The following is a 21,677-nucleotide window of genomic DNA, read 5'->3' on the forward strand; positions in this document are numbered from 1 at the left end:
TCACCACCCCGGTCACCGCCGAGCTCGTACGCGGCGCTCTCGACCTGGAACCCACCACGCGCGGAGTGCTGCCGCACCGGCTGCCCGCACGCGCCCGGAAGCAGATCCCCGACGGCCAGCTGGCCATGGCCGAGGCCCAGCCCTCCGGCGTACGGCTCGCCTTCCGCACCCGCGCCACCACCGTCGCGCTCGACACCGTGCCCACCAAGCGGGCCTACCTCGGCGCCCTGGGAGCGGCCCCGGCGGACGGCGTGTACGACCTGCTCGTCGACGGCCGCCTGGCCGCACAGGCCACGGTGCCCGGCGGCAACCTGCTGACCATCGACATGGCCACCCAGTCCTACGAGTTCAGCGAGGGCGAGCCCGGCACCGCCCGCTTCACGGACCTGCCCGAGGGCGACAAGGCCGTCGAGATCTGGCTGCCGCACACCGAACAGACCGAACTCGTCGCCCTGCGCACCGACGCCCCCGTCGAACCGGTGGCGGACAGCGGCCGCAAGGTGTGGCTGCACCACGGCAGTTCGATCAGCCACGGTTCCAACGCCACGCACCCGACCGGCACTTGGCCTGCGCTCGCCGCCACGCGCGCGGGCGTGGAGCTGATCAACCTGGGCTTCGGCGGCGGCGCGCTGCTCGACCCGTTCACCGCGCGTGCGCTCCGTGACACCCCCGCCGACCTGATCAGCGTCAAGCTCGGGATCAACATCGTGAACGCCGACCTGATGCGGCTGCGCGCCTTCGGTCCTGCCGTGCACGGTTTCCTCGACACCATCCGCGAGGGGCACCCCACGACGCCGCTGCTCGTCGTCTCGCCTGTGCTCTGCCCCGTGCACGAGGACACTCCGGGCCCGCTGGCCCCGGACTTCGACGGCGGCGCGGTGCGTTTCAAGGCCACCGGCGACCCGGCCGAGGTCGCCACGGGCCGCCTCACCCTGAACGTGATCCGGGACGAACTGGCCCGCCTCGTGGAACAGCGCGCCGCCGACGACCCGCACCTGCACCACCTCGACGGCCGCGCCCTGTACGGAGAGGCCGACCACGCCGAGTTCCCGCTCCCCGACGCGGTCCACCCGAGCGCGGAGGGCCACGTACGCATCGCGGAGCGGTTCGCCGCGCTGGCCTTCGGCGCGGAGGGGGCGTTCGCCGCGGCCGGTTGAGCGGGTGGGGCGATCGGGCGAGGGGCGTGCGGGGTCGGTGAGCGTCTCCGAGTAACGCGTAAAGCGACGCGTAAAGCGACGCGTGAAGCGACGCGTGAAGAAGCGGGCGCGCACCGGAAAGTGACCCCGCGCGCCCGGCGCGCGAGCCGAAGGCCGCGCAACCGTCCGCCCGCCGGGCCGCGCCCCCATCCCGGTTCCCCGGGGTCCGCGGTAACCCGTCACAATGGAGCACGCAGCACCCCGAATCCCCCGACAGCAAGCAGTGGAGGAAGTGCCATGGCACAGGTCGAAGCCGTGACCGAGCGGATCATCACGGCGGACCCGGACGATGTCTTCGACGCACTCGCCGACTACAAGGGCACGCGTCCGAAGGTGCTGCCCGAGCACTTCAGCGAGTACGAGGTCCGCGAGGGCGGCGACGGCGAGGGCACCCTCGTGCACTGGAAGCTCCAGGCCACGAGCAAGCGGGTCCGCGACTGCCTCCTTGAGGTCAGCGAGCCCACCGAAGGCCAGCTCGTCGAGAAGGACCGCAACTCCACGATGGTCACCACCTGGACCGTCACCCCCGCGGGTGAGGGCCGCTCCAAGGTCGTCGTCACGACCGTGTGGAACGGCGCGGGCGGCATCGGCGGCTTCTTCGAGAAGACCTTCGCCCCCAAGGGCCTCGGTCGGATCTACGACGCCCTCCTCGCCAAGCTCGCCACCGAAGTGGAGAAGTAGTCCCAGCGGAGACGACAGCGGAGAAGTGAGCCCCGCCGTCGAGAAGTGAGCCCCGCGGTGGGCCGGCCCTGGGAACCCCCTCCCGGCCCACCGCCGCTCGTCACCCTCCGTCCGTGATCCCGCGTAATTCCCCCGCTCTCGCCCCGTCCCGCATGTCGCTGGTTCGGGTGGTTTCCGGCGTACGCCCCGCGCATTCACGCCGGAGCGCACCGAGGACCAAAACCCGAGGTCCGCGAGGTGCCCGCACGCCCCAACACCCTTACGGAGAGCGGTTGTGCGCCCCGTACGAGTGATCCGGTCAGTTGCCCCCAGTTGTCGCGTAATGCGAGAAATGGGCGGCGCGTACGCGTCATCGGCGTGACGTCACGCGCGGTAAAGGGCGCGAACGGGCGCGAATGAGGGGAGCGGGTACGTGGGTGGGACGACTCTGGTGCAGGAAGCGCAGGCCCTCGAGGCCGCACCGGCAGAAGAGGAGTCCCCACCGCCCACGGACCCCGCACCGGGCCCGGCCGGTGAACTCAGCCCGCGCCGCACCCGGATGGTCTTCGCGGGCCTGATGCTCGCCCTGCTCCTCGCCGCCCTGGAGCAGATGATCGTCGCCACCGCGCTGCCGAAGATCGTCGGCGAGCTGCACGGCCTCGACAAGATGTCCTGGGCCATCACCGCCTATCTGCTCACGGCCACCATCGGACTGCCGATCTACGGCAAACTCGGTGACCTCCTCGGACGCAAGAGCGTCTTCCAGTTCGCGATCGTGGTCTTCATCATCGGCTCGGCACTTGCCGGTTGGTCCCGCACCATGGATCAGCTCATCGCCTTCCGCGCCCTTCAGGGCGTCGGCGCAGGCGGGCTCATGATCGGCGTCCAGGCGATCATCGCGGACATCGTCCCGCCCCGTGAACGCGGCCGCTACATGGGTGTCATCGGCGCCGCGTATGGACTCGCCTCCGTCGCCGGACCGCTGCTCGGCGGCTTCTTCACCGACCACGCGAGCTGGCGCTGGTGCTTCTACATCAACGTGCCGTTCGGCCTCCTCACCCTCGCTGTCATCGCCGTCGTCCTCAAGCTGCCCAAGCCCACCGCGAAGCCCCGCTTCGACGTGCTCGGCGCCCTCCTTCTGGCCTCCGCCTCAACGTGCCTGGTGCTGCTGACCAGTTGGGGCGGCACAAAGTACGAGTGGGGCGACCGGGTCATCATCGGGCTCGGCGTCGGCGCGGTGCTGTCCACAGTGCTGTTCCTCGTGGTCGAGCACTTCGCCGCCGAACCCCTCATCCCGCTGCGGCTGTTCCGCGACCCGACGTTCAACATCACCGGGCTTGTCGGCGCGATCGTCGGCGTCGGCATGTTCGGCGCGGCCAGCTATCTGCCGACCTTCCTGCAGATGGTCGACGGGGCCAGCGCCACCGAGTCCGGGCTCCTGATGCTGCCGATGATGTTCGGCATCGTCGCCGCCTCCATCGTCTCCGGCCAACTCATCACCCACACCGGGCACTACCGCGTCTACCCGATCGTCGGCGGCGCCGTCTCGGCCGTCGGCATGTGGCTCCTCTCCCGACTCGAAGCCGACACCGCACGCCTCGACTACAGCATCTGGATGGGCGTACTCGGCATCGGAATCGGCCTGATCATGCCAGTGCTCATCCTCGCCGTGCAGAACGCCGTGCCGCCCGCCGACCTCGGCACCGCCACCAGCGCCAACAACTACTTCCGGCAGATCGGCGGCTCCGTCGGCGCCGCCGTCTTCGGCACCCTCTTCGCCGACCGGCTCGCCGACGCCCTCACCGACCGGATCCCCGCCGCAGCGGGCCTGCCCGACGCCGAGTCGATCACCCCGCAGCTCGTCCACCGGCTCCCCGAGGAGCTGCGCGAGGGCTACATCCAGGCCTACGCGGACGCCATGCCGCGGATCTTCCTCTACCTCGTGCCGGTTCTCGTACTCGGCTTCCTCATCGCTCTGTTCCTCAAGGAGACCCCCCTGTTGTCCGCCAACCCGGCCAGCGCCGCACCCCATAACGCCCCCTCGCACCCCGATCCGCTCGCGGACCACACCGTCACTGTCCCCGCCGCCCGCACAAGTCCCGCTCACACCGCGGGCGTTCCCGTGTGCGGAACCGTGCAGCACTCCGATGGATCCAGCGTGCCACGGGCCGCGCTCACCCTGATCGATATCTGCGGACAGCAGATCGGACGGGGTGCCAGTGGCGACGACGGGCGGTACGCGCTGTCCACGCCGGGCGCCGGAAGCTACGTACTGATCGCCGCCGCGGGCGGACACCAGCCGCAGGCCGTGTCCGTCACCGTCGGCGAGCGGCCCGTCGAACTCGACGTGGTCCTCGGCGGCGCCGGGCGGCTCGCCGGACTCGTCGTCACCGCCGACGGCACCCCGGTCAGGGACGCCGCCGTGACCCTCACCGACGTACGCGGCGAAGTCGTCGGCACTGCGCGCAGCGGGCGTGAAGGCGGCTATGTGCTCAGCGAGTTGGTGGCCGGCGAGTACACGCTCGCCGCCAGCGCGCCCGCGTTCCGCCCGGCCGCCGTGCCGGTGAGCGTGCAGGCCTCCCGCGAGACCCGGCAGGACATCGAACTCGCGGGCGGCGCCGTGCTGCGCGGCACCGTACGGGCCACCGGCGGACGGGCCGTGGAGGACGCCCGCGTCACCCTGCTCGACGCCGCAGGCAATGTCGTCGACACCCTCACCACCGGTCCTGACGGCACGTTCCGCTTCGTCGACCTGTCCTCCGGCGAGTACACCGTGATCGCCGCCGGATACCCGCCGGTCGCGACCGTGCTGCAGGTCGCGGGCGGCGGCCGCACCGAGCGCGACCTCCAACTCGGCCACGAGGACTGACGGTTCAGCACCCCGTACGCCCCCGTACGCCCTCGTAGGACCCCGTGCGACCCCGAACGCCCCCGTACGGACCCGCACGCCCCTGTACGACCTGCCCGCGAGGGATGGACGCGGCCTTCCCGCGGTCGGCGGGACGGACGGGGCGTGCGACCGCGCACCGGTCCGGTCGAATTTCCGAAGATGCCGCACACGGCGGGCCGCGCCCGCCGTACCGTGGGGGTGGCGCCAGATCTTCAGGGCGCCACGGGAAGGAGCCCAGACCATGGAGCGTGGCACTCCGGACGGTCCGGTGACGCAGACCGTCGTCACCGGCCGCGTTCCGCTGGCCGTGGTCGTCGTGGACGCAGCGGGCCTCGTCTCGCACTGGAGCAGCGGCGCCCGCCGCCTGTTCGGGCCCGCCAAGGACGAGGCCGTGGGCCGCCCAGCCGTCGACCTGCTGCCGGTCTCCGGAGCCCTGCCGGACGAGCGCCCCGAAGTGGTCTCCGCGTACGACGAGTTGGGGCCCGACCTGGAGAGCTCGCTCGGCGGCCGCACCTCCTACCCCGCTGCGGGCCGCGCCCGGCTCTCCGAGCCAGGTCAGGACCGTATCGACGTGCTCTGGTGGGCGTACCCACTCGTCGGCCCCGGAGCGGAGCGGCTGCTCGTGCTCGCCGCGGACGCCGGCCGGATGAGCGAGGAGAGCTCCGACGGCCCCGGACGGGGCGGCACCGAGCGCATCGCGCCAGGGTTCGCGCTGCACACCGAGTTCCCCGGCTCCGACGAACTGGCCCGCAGGCTGCCCGAGATCCTGCCCAGCATGAGCGTGGGCGAGAGCTCCCGCATCGTCTCCCAGGTGCTCGAACTGGGCTATCCCGTCCTGGAGTTCAGCCAGCACGACCGCGTGCCCGTCACCCCCGACTGGGGTGTGCCCCGGCGCGCCGAGCGCCAGGCCCGCAGGCTCCGCGCACAGCGCGCCCAGGCCGCGGGCCTGCCCGTCGCCGAGACCGGGACGCCGGACGACGTCGAGGACCTCGAGTACGCGGCGGTGCGCGAGCGCCTGGAGTTCCTCAACGAGGTCAGCGGAGCGATCGGTTCCTCGCTCGACCTGTCACAGACCATCCTCGAGGTCAGCCGCGCCGTCGTACCCCGCTTCACCGACGTCGCGGGCACATACCTGCGCGAACAGGTCGTGGCCGGTGAGGGGTTCTCCGAAGGCCCGCCCGACGAGACCACGTTGTGGCACCGGGTCGCCCTCGAGCACACCGACGAGCCGGGCCGCTGGGACGATGTGGTGCCGGTCGGCGAGTCCATGCCGTTCCCCGCCCACACCCCGTTCTTCCAGTGCATGACCAGCGGCCAGCCGGTGCTGGTCCCGCGGATCAGCGAGGAGATGGGCACCAAGATCGCCGCGCAGTTCGAGAAGCGCGACATCCGGCCACTGATCAACAACCGCTCGATGCTGGTCGTCCCCCTCAAGGCGCGGAACGTCGTCCTTGGGTTCATGATTCTGCTGCGCCACCCGGAGCGCATCGAGTTCAACGACATGGACCGCGTCACCGGCGCCGAACTCGCCGCACGCGCGGGGCTCGTTCTCGACAACGCGCGCATGTACACGTACCAGGAGAACGTCGCGGAGACGCTCCAGGACAGCATGCTGCCGCATATCGCGCCCCGCATGGCCGGCTGCGACATCGCCACCCGCTATCTGCCCGGCACCCTCCTGGGGCGGGTCGGCGGCGACTGGTTCGACTCCGTGAAGCTGCCCGGCTCCCGCACCGCCCTCGTCGTCGGCGACGTGATGGGGCACGGCCTCAACTCGGCCGCGATGATGGGCCAGTTGCGCACCGCCGTGCAGACCATGGCCGCCCTCGACCTGCCGCCCGCACAGCTCCTGCGCAACCTCGACGACCTCGCCCAGCGCCTCGGCGAGCAGTATCTGGCCACCTGCCTGTACGCGGTGTACGACCCCATCGAGGGCGAGCTGCACCTCGCCAACGCCGGGCACATCCCGCCCGTGATCGTCCGCGCCGACGACGGCCGCAGCGAGCTCCTGGAACTCCCCACGGGGGCGCCCATCGGCGTCGGCGGCGTCCCCTTCGAGACGGTACGCGTGCCCGTCGCACCCGGCGACCGTCTCGTCATGTGCACCGACGGCCTCGTCGAGGTGCGCGGCGAGGACATCGGCGTCGGCCTCGCCACCCTCTGCGAATCGGCCGCCCACCCCGCCGCGTCCATGGACGACGCCTGCGACACCATCATCCGCGCCCTCAACACACGCGGTGGCCGCAAGGACGACGTGGCGCTCCTGATGGCCCGGCTCAACGGCATCGTCGCGGAGGACGTGGCGCACTGGCAGCTGGACGTCGACCCCCGTGAAGTCGGCCGGGCCCGCCGCCTGGTCCGCGCCCAGTTGCGTCGCTGGGGCCTCGAACAGCTCGTGGAATCCGCCGAGTTGCTGGTCAGCGAGGTCGTCACCAACGCGGTACGGCATGCGCACGGCGACCGGCTCGCGCTCCGCCTGGTCCGCACCGATGTGGTCCAGTGCGAGGTCGAGGACGGTGAGCACACCCTGCCCACGCTGCTCAGTGCCGGGTCCGACGACGAGTTCGGGCGCGGCCTCGCCGTGGTGAACGCCGTCGCCAGGGAGTGGGGCGCGGCCCGCACCAATCAGGGCAAGTCGGTGTGGTTCGAGCTGTCGCTGCCTAGGGGACGGCGTCGGTGAACACGCGTGTGTGCGCGCGGAGTTCGCGCGTAGAGGTGGTTCCTGGTGCACGCGCGTAGAGCTGGTTCACGCGTGTGCGCGTAGGGGTGGTTCACGTGTGTGCGCCGCAGCGCCCGCGTGACGTTCGAGGCTCGAACGATCCGTGAAGGATCGCCCGCAGGCCTTGTCCGGTTCCCGTCATGCCGGTAGACCGATCATGACGAGTCGCGGGCGGTGAGCGCCCGGCACCTGGGGAGCGGCCATGAGCGTTTCGAGCACGTACAAGCAGGCCTGGGAGGGCTTCTGGGGCGAGGCGCCGCAGGAGCAGGGCGCCGTCTTCTGGGACGCCGAGCCCGCGGTGACCGTTGCCCTCCATCTCGCCCTGTTCGAGCCGCACTTGACCGCGGCGGGGCTCCCCTTCGTGGACCTCGGCTGCGGAAACGGCACCCAGACGCGGTTCCTCGCCGACCGCTTCGGCAAGGTCCTCGGCACCGACCTGTCCGGCGCGGCCGTCGCGCACGCGCGCCTCTCCGACCCCGCCGAACAGGCCGAGTACCGGCAGCTCGATGCCGCGGACAAGGGCGAGACCGAGCAACTGCACGCCGAACTCGGCGACGCCAACGTCTATATGCGGGGCGTCCTGCACCAGTGCGAGCAGGCCGACCGGCAGCCCCTCGTCGACAACATCGCGACCCTCCTGGGCACGCGCGGGCGCGCGATGGTCGTCGAACCCGCGCAGTCCGCCGGGGCGGTGCTGCGGGACATCGCGCAGGGACCGGCCGGTCCGCCGCCGAAACTCCAGCCGGTACTGCGGCACGGCATCGCTCCCGGGGTCGTCGCGGACGAGGAGGTCCCCGAGTTCGTGGCCGCGGCCGGTCTCACGGTCCACGCGAGCGGTCACATGCCGCTCACCACCACCGACTTCACGGCCGACGGCACGCGCATCGAGCTGCCGTCGAACTGGTTCGTGATCGGCCGGGCGGGCTGAACGTCGGGGTACGCGGCGCCGCTTGGTGTGAACGTCTGGTTCCGCTACCCGGCCGGCATTGGCCCGTCAGCCCTGAACTCCCAGGCCACGGGCGGGTGTCGGCGGTCCTGACGCCCTTCGTCGGCCGCGTTGTCAGTGGTCGCAAGTATGTTCCTTGGTGTCCCCGCCGAACCGGTGAGGGACGTCCCTTGGTGCATTGGAGATGGTGCGTTGTCAGCGTGGGAGAGGTCGAGCACGGCACGGGTGATTGCGCCCGCACGGCCGCGGAAGCTCGCCAAGGTTCCGTTCGTCGAGCTGGCCGACGGACGGATGCAGGGGGTCGTCTCCAGCGGTTCGGACATCGGCCGTGTCTACGTCTCGTCGATCGCGGCGAGCACGTATGCGTACGGGTGCAGCACCAACAACAACCGGCCGTGCGGAGGCGCCCGGGGGTGGTACTGCAACCACATCAGGGCACTGATCGGTGAGGCCGTGCTCCAGTACGGCGCCGAGCGCGTCGCCCGCTATCTGAAGGTCGACCTCGCGGACGCGGAGCCGAGCGGCGACAGCCTCATCGACGCCATGTTCGCCACACGCCCCGGCGCGGACCACAGTGGCGCCGCCGCGACTGTCTTCAGCCGATTCCTGCGCCACCTGGCCTACTTGGAGCTGGCTCCGACCACGGCCCCGCTGCCCGAGATGCAGTGGTTCCCGCCGACCCGGGCGGTGGCCTGATGCGTACGGATCTGCTGACCGAGTCCGTCGACGGGCTCGACGAAGCCCTCGCCGCCGTCGACGCATTCGACGGGGCGCTCGCCGCGGGCCTGCTGCGGCCGCAGCCCGCGCAGGCCGCGGGACTGACCGAACTCGCCGACGCGGTCGCGGGCACACCGCTCGCCGACCGGGTCGCCGAAGCCGCCGAGAAGGCGGCCGCGGGAGCCGCAGGCGAGGACCACTTCGTGGCCCTCGCGGCCGCCCGCACCGCGCTGCTCGGCTCCGTCCACGACGCCCTCGCCCACCGCGTCGGGGAAGCGACCGGACGCGGCCGAGCGGCCGCCGATGTCCCGGCACCGACCGCGCGGGAGGCGGTCAACCTCCTTGCCGCCGCCCGCTCCTGGCTCTCCGACCTGGCCCGTTGCGGCTGGCAGGGCATGGACCACGAGGTGGTCTCCGGGGCCGCCCAGGTCGTCTCCGCGATGCTGCCCGACCCGGAGCTGCGCCGACTGGCCACGCTTCTCGACGGTTTCGCCGCCGAGCTCGCCGCGTCCTGCCCCGGCGCGTCCCTCGAGCGGGTGCCGGAGCGCCGCTGGGCCGACCTGTGGGCGCGTGCCGTACTGCTCACGGTGCCGGGTGCGGCCGAACTGCCGGAGACGGGCACTCTCACCGGCAGGCTGCTGCCCCTCGGCGTCGACGTGCAGGAGCACGCCACCGCCGTACAGGCCCAGGTGCACGCGGTGTTCGAGCCCGCCGACGGCTCGGCCGCCCGCCTGGTACGCGCGGGGGTGTCGGTGCCCAAGCCCGACACGGTCGTCGGCGCGGGCCTGTGGCAGTTGCTCCGCCCGCACCTGTCGCTGCTCGAAGCCGTCGGCGAGGGCCGCTCGATGGAGCTGACCGACATGCCGGTCACCGCCGAGGGCGACCTGTTGTGGGACAACGAGCGGGCCAGGGCGGGCGAGAGCGCCGACGCCTTCGTCACCGCGCGGGTCGCCCTGCCGACCGCCACGGACGGGCCGACAGCGCCCCTGGACCGGCACCCGTCCCGGATCGCGGTCCCGGTGTTCCTCGAGGGGTACGCCGCGCGGCAGGACGACGACGAGAGCCTGTACTTCGACCTCGCCGGGAGCGCGTTGGCCGTCGACGCCGACCGGATTCCGTCGGCCTCGCCGCTCACCCCTGAGGCGGTCGCCAAGTCGGGTGCGTGCATCGGGCTGTTGCGCTGGGACGCGGGCCGGTTCGTCCTTCAGGCGCTGGCCGTCGAGTCGACGGTGCGCAAGAAGGCGGTCGCGCTGCACGCCGGTGCCTGGGCCGGAGGCACCACCGACAAGGCGGGCGTCAAGGCCGAGAAGGCCGCGACGGACGCGGTGAAGGTGCTGCGTGAGCGCGCCGGAAAGCTGCTGCGGAAATGACCGAGTCCACGACATCGCGCACCGATGCCCCATCCGTGGCGTCGGGCACTGACGGCGAGGCCACGGTGCCGCGTACTGACGCCGAGCTCACGGTGCCGGGCACTGACGCCAAGTCCACGGCGGGCGCCCTCGACGCGCTCGTGAGCCCCCGGACGCCCGAGGCCGACCCGCAGGACAACCGGCGCCAGGTCCTGTACTGGCGGCTGCTCGCCCGACTCTTCGACCCCGAGGAGCAGGCCGCACTCGAATCGGCGAGCCTCGCCGTCGTCGAGGACATCGGGCTGCCGTCCGCGCTCCTCGACCCGCAGGCCTCCGTCGACTCGATCGTGCAGCGCCACCCGGAGCTGGCCGACGAGTGGGACGGCCTGATGGCAGCCGAACCGGAGGACGCGGGCGCGGGGGAGCGTGACCGGGCAGCCGAAGTGCGGCGCGCCGCCCTCGTCTCCAAGGTGCTGCTCAACACCTTCGACACCGGCTCCGGCCCCGTCTCCGCCGGGCAGTTGTCCCGCTGGCAGTCCGACGCGGGCTGGCTGGAGCGTGCGCTCGGCTGCAAGCCGGGCGACCTGCGCGGCGGCCGGGCCCCTGGCGGCGCGGCCGGCGGGGTCAGCCCGGCCGGTACCGGCGGCGGCACCACGCCCGACCTCAGCAGGCTGATCCCCGCGATCGGCCCTGAACTCGGCGCTATCGAGGCCGAGTTGGTCAAGCGGATGCGGCTGCGCGAAGTCCTGGCCGACCCGCAGCTCGCCGGTCAGCTCACCCCGAGCATGTCGCTGATCGAGCAGCTCCTCGCGGACAAGGACAACCTGTCGGGCCTGGCCCTGAAGAACGCCAAGGACCTCATCCGCCGCTTCGTCGACGAGGTCGCCGAAGTGCTCCGTACGCAGGTGGAGAAGGCCACCGTCGGAGCCGTGGACCGGTCCGTGCCGCCGAAGCGGGTGTTCCGCAACCTCGACCTCGACCGCACGATCTGGAAGAACCTCACCAACTGGAGCCCGGAGGAGGAGCGGCTCTACGTAGACCGGCTCTACTACCGGCACACCGCCCGCAAGACGACGCCGCAGCGGCTGATCGTCGTGGTGGACCAGTCCGGTTCGATGGTCGACTCGATGGTGAACTGCACGATCCTGGCGTCCATTTTCGCCGGGCTGCCGAAGGTGGACGTCCACCTCATCGCGTACGACACACAGGCGCTCGATCTGACGCCGTGGGTGCATGACCCGTTCGAGACGCTGCTGCGTACCAAGCTCGGCGGCGGCACCGACGGCACGGTCGCCATGGCGCTGGCCCAGCCCAAGATCGCGGAGCCGCGCAACACGGTGGTCGTCTGGATCTCCGACTTCTACGAATGGCGTGGCGAGGAGCTTTTCGAGTCCATGGCGGCCATCCACCGCTCGGGAGCCAAGTTCATCCCGGTCGGCTCGGTGACCAGCTCAGGGCGCGGCAGCGTCAACCCATGGTTCCGGGAGCGCTTCAAGGACCTCGGGGCGCCCGTGCTGTCCGGTCACATAAAGAAGCTCGTCCACGAGCTGAAGTCGTTCCTGGCCTGAACGCCGGGAGCCACGCCGACTTTTCAGAACGACGCACGTCCCCACAACGACTTTTCCGGTCTTCGCGACCGTCAGACACTGAGAAAGGCCTCGCCATGTCCGAACTGCTCCGTGCCCCCGCCGAGATCAAGTACGCCGAGGAGCTCGACTGGCTGGAGTCGGTCGACGACAGCCCCAAGCCGTTCTCCTGGCGGCTCTCGCCGAAGATGGTCCGCCTGTTCATCCTGGGCTCCGAGCGCGCCGACGGCCTGGACCGGGAGATCGCGCCGAAGTGGTTCGGCGACCGCAGCTTCGTGGAGCGTTCCATCGTCACCCTGGCCTCCGACCGCGGTCTGCTCCTCATCGGCGACCCCGGTACGGGCAAGAGCTGGCTCGCCGAGCTGCTCTCCGCGGCGATCTCCCGCAACTCCACCCAGGTGGTGCAGGGCACGGCCGGTACCACCGAGGACCACATCAAGTACTCGTGGAACGTGTCCATGGTCATCGCCAAGGGCCAGTCGCGGGAGTCGATGATCCCCTCGCCGATCATGACCGCGATGGAGACGGGCACCATCGGCCGCTTCGAGGAACTGACCCGTTCCACCAGCGACGTTCAGGACGCGCTCATCTCGATCCTCTCCGAGAAGTACATCTCGGTGCCGGAGCTTGGCAGCGACCAGGACAGCGACAACATCGTCTTCGCGCAGCCCGGCTTCTCCGTCATCGCCACCGCCAACAGCCGCGACCGAGGCGTCAACGACCTGTCCTCCGCGCTGAAGCGCCGCTTCAACTTCGTCCGTATCCCGGTCGTGACCAGCAAGAAGAGCGAAGCGGAGATCGTCCGCTTCCGTACCGAGGAACTGCTGCGCAGGCACCAGATCGAGCTCGACGTGCCGCCCACGCTGCTCGACGTGCTGCTGCAGAGCTTCGCCGACCTGCGGGCCACGGCCGCCGCGGCCGGCAGCGACGACGAGAAGCTGGAGTCCGCGCTGTCCACCGCCGAGCAGATCGGTGTCCTGGAGGACGCGATCCTGCACAGCAACTTCTTCGGCGAACGCGCCCTCACCGCACGTACGTTGGCGTCCTCCCTCGTCGGCTCGCTGGCCCGGCGTGCGCCCGAGGACCTGGCGATCCTCAACAAGTACCTGCACGGCGTCGTCGAGCCGCGCAGCACCGAAGAGGGCGGCTCCTGGCCGGAGTTCCTCGAGGGCGGCCGCGAAACGATCGCGACCCTCTCGTGAGCGGCACCCGCGAGCAGGCCGACGAGACCTTCGAAGCGCTGCGTGGTCAACTCCAGGAAGCCGCCGCCACGTTCGCGGGCGGGCAGGACGCGCTGGAGGGCATCCTGCTCGGCCTGGTCGACGACGTGGACCGCGCGGTGCGCGAACCCCTGGAGATCTTCCCCGTCTGTCACCACTCGCCGGCCTCGGCCCTCGCGATGGCGCGCAGGCTGCGGGAGAAGCAGCCGAAGGTCGTGTACCTGGAGCTGTGCGAGGACATGGCGCCCCTCCTCACCGAACTGCGCAACTGCAAGCTGCCGGTGGCGCTCCAGTCGTTCGCCACCGACATCGACGGCTTCCCGGCCGAGTGGTCGCCGCTGTCGGTGGTCGCCCCGATCACCGAGGCCTCCGCCGAGTACCAGGCCATCGCGTACGCCCTGGACACCCCGGGTGTCGAACTGGTCCTCGTGGACCGCTCGTCGGACCACGTGTTCCAGTGGGACGCACGCGGTGAACTGCCGGCGGAACCGGCCGATCCGGACGCCGCGCCCGTGGCGGAGGAGGCCGCGCTGCACGGCGACGCGGTCGGCGTGGAGATCGGTGACCTGCGCCCGCGCTTCGCCGAGCTGGAGGAGCATCTGCTGCGGCACGGCCGGGTGCGGCACTGGTCGGAGTGGTGGCACCAGTACGTGGAGCTCCCGCTCGGCGACAGCGACCACGACACGTACCGCCAGGTCATGTTCCTGATCGGTAGCCTCTTCCGGCGGCTAGCACCGGGCGATACGCGACGGGTGCGCGTCGACGAGGACCGCGAGCGGTACATGTGGACGCGGATGCGCGAGCACCAGGCCGCGACCGGCACCGATCCGGCCGACTGCCTGTATGTGTGCGGCGCGTTCCACGCGGCCAGCCGGGTCGCGGAGTTCGGGGTCGACGGCACCGACTCGTTCGAGATCAGCCCGCGCAGCGCCACCAAGTGGCAGCACGGTCTGATCCCGTCCAGCCACGCGGCGATCGAGGCGCAGTTCGGCCTCGCCGCGGGCTCGGTGTCGATCGCCGCGACGGTGTGGGCGAAGAACGTGAAGCGCACCCGCGTGCGGCCGTACCGCCTGGAAGGTCAGGCCGGTACGAAGAGGTCGAAGGCCAAGAAGACCGCACCTGCCCCGGCAGGGCCGGTCGCTACGACAGCTGCCGCCGACAACGCGATCGAGGCCGCCGACAAGCTGACCGGCTTCCTCCGACAGCCGCCCGTACTGGACGGCCTGGACGAGGCCGAACTGCTCGGCTGGTCCGTGGACATCGTGCGCGCCGCCCGGCGCAACGGCTATCTCGCCTCCACCGCCGATGCCATCGCGGTCTTCGAGACGTCGATCCTGCTCGCCGGGATGCGCGACCGCGCCAAGCCCACGCCGTACGACTTCCAGGACGCGGCGGTCACCTGCATCGAGAAGGACGCGGTGCCGGGCCGGCGCGATGTGCGGCGGCTCGTCGAGATCATGATGGGCGGCGACCGCGTCGGCCAGGTCGGGTACGACTCGCTGCCGCCCCTGGCCCGCGACGTGCACGACCGGCTCGAACCGCTCGGCCTTCAGCTCCAGAAACGCGGCGTACAACGGGCGTTGATGGACATAGCCGGCCGGCCGGAGCTCGAGCCCTGCTCCGATGTGCTGTGGATGCTGCGCTGTCTGATGCCGCACGGCGCGGCCCGGCCGATCATGGGCGAGCGGAAGCTCGGGGAGCGCCCCATCCAGGAGTCCTGGGACCTGGCGCTCGGTACGCACCAGCGGGCGCTCATCGAGCTCGGCTACGAGGGCGTCAGCATCGAACAGGTCCTGGAGCAGCGGCTGCGGCGTGCCGCGTACGCGCCGACGGCGACCACGGCGACGGTCCTGGAGGCGCTGGAGGACGCCGCGCTCTATCTGCGCAGCCGACGGCTCGCCGACGAGCTGGGCACCCGCGCCCTCGAGGTGCTCTCCGCGGAGCGCAGCGTCGACGGCGCGCCCGAGGTGCTGCGCCGGGTGCGACGGCTCCTGGCCTACTACCGCACCAGCGAGCCGACGCTGCCGCCGTGGATCGAGTCCTTCGTGAAGACGGGGTACGCGCACTACTGCACCCTGTTGCCGATGGCGTTCGCCGACGAGGACGCGACGGTGCGGCAGGTGGCGGCGATGCTGGGCTTCCTGTTCAGCATGGAGAGCCTGGCCCTGTCCCTCGGCTGCGACCGGACCCAACTGGAGCTGGCGGTCGGCCAGTCGCACCCCGAGGACCCGTCGAAGACGGCGCTGCTCTGGGCCGCGCAGACCCACCTCGGCACCCTGGCCCGCGCCGACCTGCGGGAGCGCTGTGACGCGCTGCTCGGCAACCCGCTGGTGGTGCCCACGTATCCGCGTTATCTGAGCGGGTTCGTGCACGCCCTGGAACCCGTGCCGGGCCTGGTGGACTTCGTGGTCGAGGCGGTGTCGAACGCCTTCGGGCGGCTGCCGGACCCGGTGCTGCTTCCCTGGCTGCCGACCCTGATCACCACCCTCCGCAAGGACGGCGGCGACCTGGCTCCGCTGCTCACCCGGGAGGCGGGGCGGATCTTCCCCGGCCGTCTCGCTGCGCTCGACACCTGGGTGCCGCCGTGGCGCGCCGAGCCCGCCGTGGCTGCCCTGAAGTCGTCGCGGCGTAAGGGCAGCACCCGCGCCGCGCTGCTCCTCGCCCACCCGGAGACGTGCGACGCGGTGGCGGACCTGCTCGGCTGCGACGGAGCCTGGGAGTCGGGCGACGCGGGCCCGTCCGGCGCGGCCCTGCTCGGGCGGCATCCCGAGACGGCGGAGGCGCTGGAGGTGTTGCTGGCGGGTGCGTGAGCGCGTGCGTACGTCTGCGTGCGTTGCGTGCTGTGCGTGCGTATATGAGTGCTTGATCGGTGCGGGAGGGCGAGGCGGTGTCGTGCGGATTCCGGGTGCGGGATCCGTGCGGCGCCGTCGCGCGCGAGCCGTCCGTGTGACGGTTTGACGGTCCGTTGGACCCGGTCGGGCGGAGCCAGTGGTCTGGGCCGGTGAGAGTTATCCACAGGCCTGGCCGAGGTCTGCGGCAGCGCGTACGGTTTCGTGGCATGAAGATCCTGATCAGTGCCGATATGGAGGGCGCCACGGGCGTGACCTGGCCGGCCGACGTGCTGCCGGGGACACCGCAGTGGGAACGCTGCCGCGCGATGTTCACGTCTGATGTGAACGCCGCAGTCCTCGGTTTCTTCGACGGCGGCGCCGACGAGGTCCTCATCAACGAAGCGCACTGGTCGATGCGCAATCTGCTCCTGGAGCAGTTGGACGAGCGGGCCGAGATGCTCACCGGCCGCCACAAGTCCCTGAGCATGGTCGAAGGCGTGCAGCACGGCGGCGATCAGGCCGTCGACGGCATCGCGTTCATCGGCTACCACACGGGCGCGGGCGCGGAGGGTGTCCTCGCGCACACGTACCTCGCCAACTCCATCACCGGGGTGTGGGTCAACGGCGAGCGGGCCAGTGAGGGCCTGCTCAACTCCCATGTGGTCGCGGAGTTCGGCGTCCCTGTCGTGCTCGTCACGGGCGACGACCTGACCTGCGAGGACGCGCTGGGGTACGCGCCGGGGGCGTTGAAGGTCGCCGTGAAGGACCACGTCTCGCGGTACGCGGCGGTGTGCCGCACCCCGACCCGTACCGCCGCTGACATCAGGGCCGCCGCGAAGGAGGCGGCAGGGCTCGCGGTGCGGCACGAACCGGTGCGGGGCGGCCCGTTCACCGTGCAGCTGGAGTTCGACGCGGAGCACCTGGCCATGGCCGCCACGGTCGTCCCGGGCGTCGAACGGTACGCGGAGCGCAAGGTGTCCTATACGAGCGAGACGATGTACGAAGGCATCCGCACCTTCAAGGCCGTGACCACCATCGTCTCCGCAGCGGTGGAGGAGCAGTATGGCTGACGAACAGGCCGCCACAGGGCCGGAGTTGGACGGTCAGGCGCTCGGCGAGGTCGTCCGCTTCACCTCCGACCTGATCCGCATCGACACCACCAACCGCGGCGGCGGCGACTGCCGTGAGCGCCCCGCCGCGGAGTACGCCGCGGAGCGCCTGGCGGGCGCGGGCCTCGAACCCACGCTCCTGGAGCGCACCGAGGGCCGGACCAATGTCGTGGCCAGGCTGGCGGGCACCGACCCGGACGCCGACGCACTGCTCGTGCACGGGCACCTGGACGTGGTGCCGGCGGAGGCCGCCGACTGGCAGGTCGACCCGTTCTCCGGCGAGATCCGCGACGGGGTGGTCTGGGGCCGCGGGGCCGTCGACATGAAGAACATGGACGCGATGATCCTCGCGGTGGTCCGCGCCTGGGCACGCGCGGGGGTGCGGCCCAGGCGGGACATCGTGATCGCCTTCACCGCAGACGAGGAGGCCAGCGCCGTCGACGGCTCCGGGTTCCTCGCCGACGAGCACCCCGGCCTCTTCGAGGGCTGCACGGAAGGCATCAGCGAGTCCGGCGCGTTCACCTTCCACGCGGGACCCGGCATGGAGCTGTACCCGATCGCCGCCGGGGAGCGCGGCACGGGCTGGCTCAAGCTCACCGCCAAGGGCCGCGCGGGCCACGGCTCCAAGGTCAACCGGGCCAACTCCGTGACCCGGCTCGCCGAGGCCATCGCCCGGATCGGCAGCCACGAATGGCCGCTGCGCCTCACGCCCACGGTGCGGGCCGCCCTCGCCGAGCTGGCGCGGCTGCACGGCGTCCCCGTGGACATGAACGCCGCGGACCTCGACGTGGACGTCCTCCTCGGCAAGCTCGGCCGGGCCGCCGAGCTGGTCGAGCCGACGGTGCGGGGCAGCGCCAACCCGACGATGCTGCAGGCCGGATACAAGATCAATGTGATTCCGGGGGAGGCCGTGGCGTATGTCGACGGCCGCTTTCTGCCGGGCGGCGAGGACGAGTTCCGCGCCACGCTCGACGAGCTGACCGGACCCGACGTGGAGTGGGAGTTCCACCACCGCGAGGTCGCGCTGCAGGCCCCGGTCGACTCCCCGACGTTCGCCCGGATGCGGGCCGCCGTCGAGGAGTTCGCACCCGAGGGGCACGCCGTGCCGTACTGCATGTCCGGTGGCACGGACGCCAAGCAGTTCTCCCGGCTCGGCATCACCGGGTACGGCTTCTCGCCGCTGAAGCTGCCGCCCGGCTTCGACTACCAGGCGCTCTTTCACGGGGTGGACGAGCGCGTTCCGGTCGACGCGCTGCACTTCGGGGTCCGGGTGCTCGACCGATTTCTGCGAACGGCTTGAGGGGGACGTGGGGGACATGATCAGCACGGTGGCGTACGGGGAGTGGGAGTCACCCATCGATGCCGCGCTCGCGGCGTCGCACGACGGCCGTCCCGAGTACGCGGCGTTCGTCGGCGACGAGGTGTGGTGGACCGCGCCACGGCCCACGGAGGGCGGCCGACGAGCCCTCATGCGCAAGCGGGGCGACACGGAGGAGTCGGTGCTGCCCGCACCGTGGAACGTCCGCAGCAGGGTCGTCGAGTACGGCGGCGTCCCCTGGACCGGCACCACCGGGCCCCACGGACCACTCATCGTCTTCGTGAACTTCGCCGACCAGCGGCTCTACGCCTACGAGCCCGATGCACCCGACGCCGAGCCGCGCCCCCTCACCCCGGTCTCGGCCACCGGCGGGGGACTGCGCTGGGCCGACCCGCGGCCGCACCTCGACCGGGGCGAAGTCTGGTGTGTCCTGGAGGAGTTCACCGGGGACGGGCCGAGCGACGTGCGCCGCGTGGTGGCCGCCGTGCCGCTGGACGGTTCGGCCGCACAGGACCGGACGCGGGTCCGTGAACTGACCGACGGGCGGCACCGGTTCATCAGCGGGGCGCGGCTCTCGCCCGACGGGCGGCGGATGGCGTGGCTCGGCTGGGACCACCCCCGGATGCCCTGGGACGGCACGGAGTTGATCGTCGCCGAGCTGGACGCGGAGGGGAGGCCGTACGGGGCGCGGGCCGTGGCGGGCGGCACGGACGAGTCCATCTGCCAGGCCGAGTGGGCGAACGACGGCACGCTCCTGTTCGCCTCGGACCGCAGCGGCTGGTGGAACCTGTACGGGATGGAGGCCGGCACGCGCGAGGCGGTCACTGGAGACACCGCGGCCGCCTTCTGCCGCAGGGACGAGGAGTTCGGCGGGCCGCTGTGGAAGGTCGGGCTGAGCTGGTTCGCTCCGCTGGCGAACGGCCTGATCGCCGTCGTGCACGGCAAGGGCGCCACCGCGCTCGGCATCCTCGACCCGGAGACCGGCGAAGTCGTCGACGCGGCCGGGCCCTGGACCGAGTGGGCGCCGACCCTGGACGCGTGCGGCAGCCGAGTCGTCGGCGTCGCCGCGAGCCCGCGCAGCGCCCACGAGGTGGTGGTACTGGACACCGCGTTGGGCCGCGCCCGTGTCATCGGGGCCGCGCACGACGACCCGGTGGACCCCTCGTACTACCCGGAACCGCAGATCCGCACCTTCAGTGGCCCGGCGGGGCGGGAGATCCACGCGCACATCTACCCGCCGCACAACCCCCGCTACCGCGCACCGGACGACGAACTGCCGCCGTTCGTGGTGTGGGCGCACGGCGGTCCCACGGACCACGCCGCGCTCGTACTCGACCTGGAGATCGCCTACTTCACCTCCCGAGGTATCGGGGTCGCCGAGGTGAACTACGGCGGCTCGTCCGGGTACGGAAGGGAGTACCGCGACCGGCTGCGTGAGCAGTGGGGTGTCGTGGATGTGGAGGACTGCGCGGCGGTGGCCCGCGCCCTCGCCGAGGAGGGCACGGCGGACGCGGCGCGGCTCGCCATCCGCGGTGGCAGCGCGGGTGGTTGGACGGCGGCGGCGTCGCTCACGTCGACGGATGTGTACGCCTGCGGCACCGTCATCTACCCGATCCTCGACCTCACCGCGTGGGCCACCGGGGAGACCCACGACTTCGAGTCGCGCTACCTCGAATCCCTGGTCGGCCCGCTCGCCGAAGTCCCGGGCCGTTACCGGGAACGCTCACCGGTCCGGCACGCCGACCGGATCACCGCCCCGTTCCTGCTGTTGCAGGGCCTGGACGACGTGATCTGTCCGCCCGCGCAGTGCGAACGGTTCCTGGAACGCATGGAGGGGCGCCACGTGCCGTACGCGTACATCGCGTTCGAGGGCGAGGGGCACGGGTTCCGCCGCGCGGACACGGTGATCCGCGTCCTGGAGTCCGAACTCTCCCTGTACGCCCAGGTGTTCGGCCTCGAACCGCCGGGAGTGCCGAAGCTGGAGCTGTCGAAGTGACCGGCCGTGGCGGGCCGCCGAGCGGGCACGCCGGGGCCGCCGGGGCGCCGGTGCCCGAGCTGACCCGGCCGCGCCGCCTCCGCCCCGGCGACCGGGTGGCGGTCGTCGCCCCGAGCGGCCCGGTGCCCGAGGAGCGGCTGCGCGCGGGCCTGGACGTGCTGCGCGGCTGGGACCTGGACCCCGTCGTGCTGCCCCATGTACAGGCCGGGCACCCGAAGTTGGACCACCTCGCCGCATCCGACCTGGAGCGGGCGGCGGACCTGGAGCGGGCGTGGTGCGACCCGTCGATCAAGGCCGTGCTGTGCGCCCGCGGCGGGTACGGGGCGCAGCGCATGGTCGACCTGCTCGACTGGGCGGCGCTGCGGGCGGCGGGGCCGAAGGTCTTCGTCGGGTTCAGCGACATCACGACGCTGCACGAGGCGTTCGCGGTGCGCATGGGGCTCGCCACGCTGCACGGTCCGATGGTCGCGGCGATGGACTTCCTCGAGAACGCGCGGGCGCAGGGCCACTTGAGGGCCACGCTGTTCGAGCCGGAGACGGTGCGCACGATCAGGGGCCTGCCCGGTACGGCTCCGCTCGTGCCGGGGCGCGCGAGCGGCGTCACCCTCGGCGGCTGCGTCTGCCTGCTCGCCGCCGACCTCGGCACCCCCGCGGCCCGCCCTTCGGCGCACGGCGGCCTGCTGTGCATCGAGGACACAGGTGAGGAGCCGTACCGCCTGGACCGCATCCTCACCCAACTCCTCCGCTCGGGCTGGCTGGACGGAGTCGCGGGCATACTCCTCGGCTCCTGGGAGGAGTGCGGACCGTACGCCGAGACCCGCGCCGTCCTCACGGACCGCCTCGGCCCGCTGGGCGTACCGATCGTGGAGAACTTCGGCTTCGGCCACTGCGCGGGCGCGCTGACGGTGCCGTTCGGGATACCGGCGGAACTGGACGCGGGGGCAGGGGAGTTGAGGCTCGCGGTGCCGGCGCTCGCGGATTGAGGGGAGCATTGTCAGTGGCGGGTGGCAGGCTTACGGGGTGTGGATCAGGGGATACGACAACGGCCCGTTGATCGCGGGGGAATCGCTGTTGGCTCGACCGGGGTTCTGGTCGAACCACTTGCTGGGCTTGTGCGTGGGCGTGGGCGTGGGCATGGGT

14 protein-coding genes are annotated in these 21,677 nt (G+C 71.6%); all 14 read left to right on the forward strand.

Annotated features, from left to right (window positions below):
* The coding region (locus GUY60_RS15475; RefSeq protein WP_161698081.1) for a GDSL-type esterase/lipase family protein at positions 1–1,157 on the forward strand (1,157 nt) is incomplete at its 5' end.
* Between the two features lie 276 nt (positions 1,158–1,433).
* Positions 1,434–1,877 carry an SRPBCC family protein gene (locus GUY60_RS15480; protein ID WP_161698083.1) on the forward strand — a complete coding sequence of 148 codons (444 nt, stop codon included), beginning with the start codon at positions 1,434–1,436 and terminating at the stop codon, positions 1,875–1,877.
* 412 nt (positions 1,878–2,289) lie between these two features.
* Complete coding sequence (locus tag GUY60_RS15485) at positions 2,290–4,725, forward strand: MFS transporter (protein WP_161698085.1); 2,436 nt, start codon at positions 2,290–2,292, stop codon at positions 4,723–4,725.
* Between the two features lie 262 nt (positions 4,726–4,987).
* Positions 4,988–7,426 carry a SpoIIE family protein phosphatase gene (locus GUY60_RS15490; protein WP_161698087.1) on the forward strand — a complete coding sequence of 813 codons (2,439 nt, stop codon included), beginning with the start codon at positions 4,988–4,990 and terminating at the stop codon, positions 7,424–7,426.
* A 241-nt stretch (positions 7,427–7,667) separates the two neighbouring features.
* Entirely contained in the window at positions 7,668–8,393 is a 726-nt protein-coding gene (locus tag GUY60_RS15495) for a class I SAM-dependent methyltransferase (protein ID WP_161698089.1), read from the forward strand.
* 210 nt (positions 8,394–8,603) lie between these two features.
* Positions 8,604–9,107: a hypothetical protein gene (locus GUY60_RS15500; RefSeq protein ID WP_161698091.1), complete on the forward strand. Its 504-nt coding sequence runs from the start codon at positions 8,604–8,606 to the stop codon at positions 9,105–9,107.
* Complete coding sequence (locus tag GUY60_RS15505; RefSeq protein WP_187370026.1) at positions 9,077–10,498, forward strand: hypothetical protein; 1,422 nt, start codon at positions 9,077–9,079, stop codon at positions 10,496–10,498. The genes GUY60_RS15500 and GUY60_RS15505 overlap by 31 nt, the downstream gene beginning before the upstream one ends.
* Positions 10,499–10,638: 140 nt before the next feature.
* Positions 10,639–12,045, forward strand: a complete 1,407-nt coding sequence (locus GUY60_RS15510; RefSeq protein ID WP_161698105.1) for a VWA domain-containing protein — start codon at positions 10,639–10,641, stop codon at positions 12,043–12,045.
* 95 nt (positions 12,046–12,140) lie between these two features.
* On the forward strand, positions 12,141–13,265 hold the full coding sequence (locus tag GUY60_RS15515; protein ID WP_161698095.1) for an ATP-binding protein: 1,125 nt from the start codon (positions 12,141–12,143) through the stop codon (positions 13,263–13,265).
* Entirely contained in the window at positions 13,262–16,093 is a 2,832-nt protein-coding gene (locus GUY60_RS15520; RefSeq protein WP_161698097.1) for a DUF5682 family protein, read from the forward strand. The genes GUY60_RS15515 and GUY60_RS15520 overlap by 4 nt, the downstream gene beginning before the upstream one ends.
* Positions 16,094–16,341: 248 nt before the next feature.
* On the forward strand, positions 16,342–17,184 hold the full coding sequence (locus tag GUY60_RS15525; protein WP_161698099.1) for a M55 family metallopeptidase: 843 nt from the start codon (positions 16,342–16,344) through the stop codon (positions 17,182–17,184).
* Complete coding sequence (locus GUY60_RS15530) at positions 17,177–18,523, forward strand: M20/M25/M40 family metallo-hydrolase (protein WP_161698101.1); 1,347 nt, start codon at positions 17,177–17,179, stop codon at positions 18,521–18,523. Before GUY60_RS15525 ends, GUY60_RS15530 begins: the two co-directional genes overlap by 8 nt.
* 16 nt (positions 18,524–18,539) lie before the next feature.
* Positions 18,540–20,537, forward strand: a complete 1,998-nt coding sequence (locus GUY60_RS15535; protein ID WP_161698103.1) for a prolyl oligopeptidase family serine peptidase — start codon at positions 18,540–18,542, stop codon at positions 20,535–20,537.
* A 50-nt stretch (positions 20,538–20,587) separates the two neighbouring features.
* Entirely contained in the window at positions 20,588–21,520 is a 933-nt protein-coding gene (locus GUY60_RS15540) for a S66 peptidase family protein (protein ID WP_161698107.1), read from the forward strand.
* Positions 21,521–21,677: the final 157 nt, after the last annotated feature.

It is taken from the genome of Streptomyces boluensis (assembly GCF_009908195.1).
In the GTDB taxonomy this organism is placed as follows: domain Bacteria; phylum Actinomycetota; class Actinomycetes; order Streptomycetales; family Streptomycetaceae; genus Streptomyces; species Streptomyces boluensis.

Excerpts from the sequence above, each read along its gene's own strand:
- GUY60_RS15530 (WP_161698101.1), top strand. The coding sequence starts at position 17,177 with ATGGCTGACGAACAGGCCGCCACAGGGCCGGAGTTGGACGGTCAGGCG.
- GUY60_RS15480 (WP_161698083.1), top strand. The coding sequence starts at position 1,434 with ATGGCACAGGTCGAAGCCGTGACCGAGCGGATCATCACGGCGGACCCG.
- GUY60_RS15495 (WP_161698089.1), top strand. The coding sequence starts at position 7,668 with ATGAGCGTTTCGAGCACGTACAAGCAGGCCTGGGAGGGCTTCTGGGGC.
- GUY60_RS15535 (WP_161698103.1), top strand. The coding sequence starts at position 18,540 with ATGATCAGCACGGTGGCGTACGGGGAGTGGGAGTCACCCATCGATGCC.
- GUY60_RS15525 (WP_161698099.1), top strand. The coding sequence starts at position 16,342 with ATGAAGATCCTGATCAGTGCCGATATGGAGGGCGCCACGGGCGTGACC.
- GUY60_RS15490 (WP_161698087.1), top strand. The coding sequence starts at position 4,988 with ATGGAGCGTGGCACTCCGGACGGTCCGGTGACGCAGACCGTCGTCACC.
- GUY60_RS15515 (WP_161698095.1), top strand. The coding sequence starts at position 12,141 with ATGTCCGAACTGCTCCGTGCCCCCGCCGAGATCAAGTACGCCGAGGAG.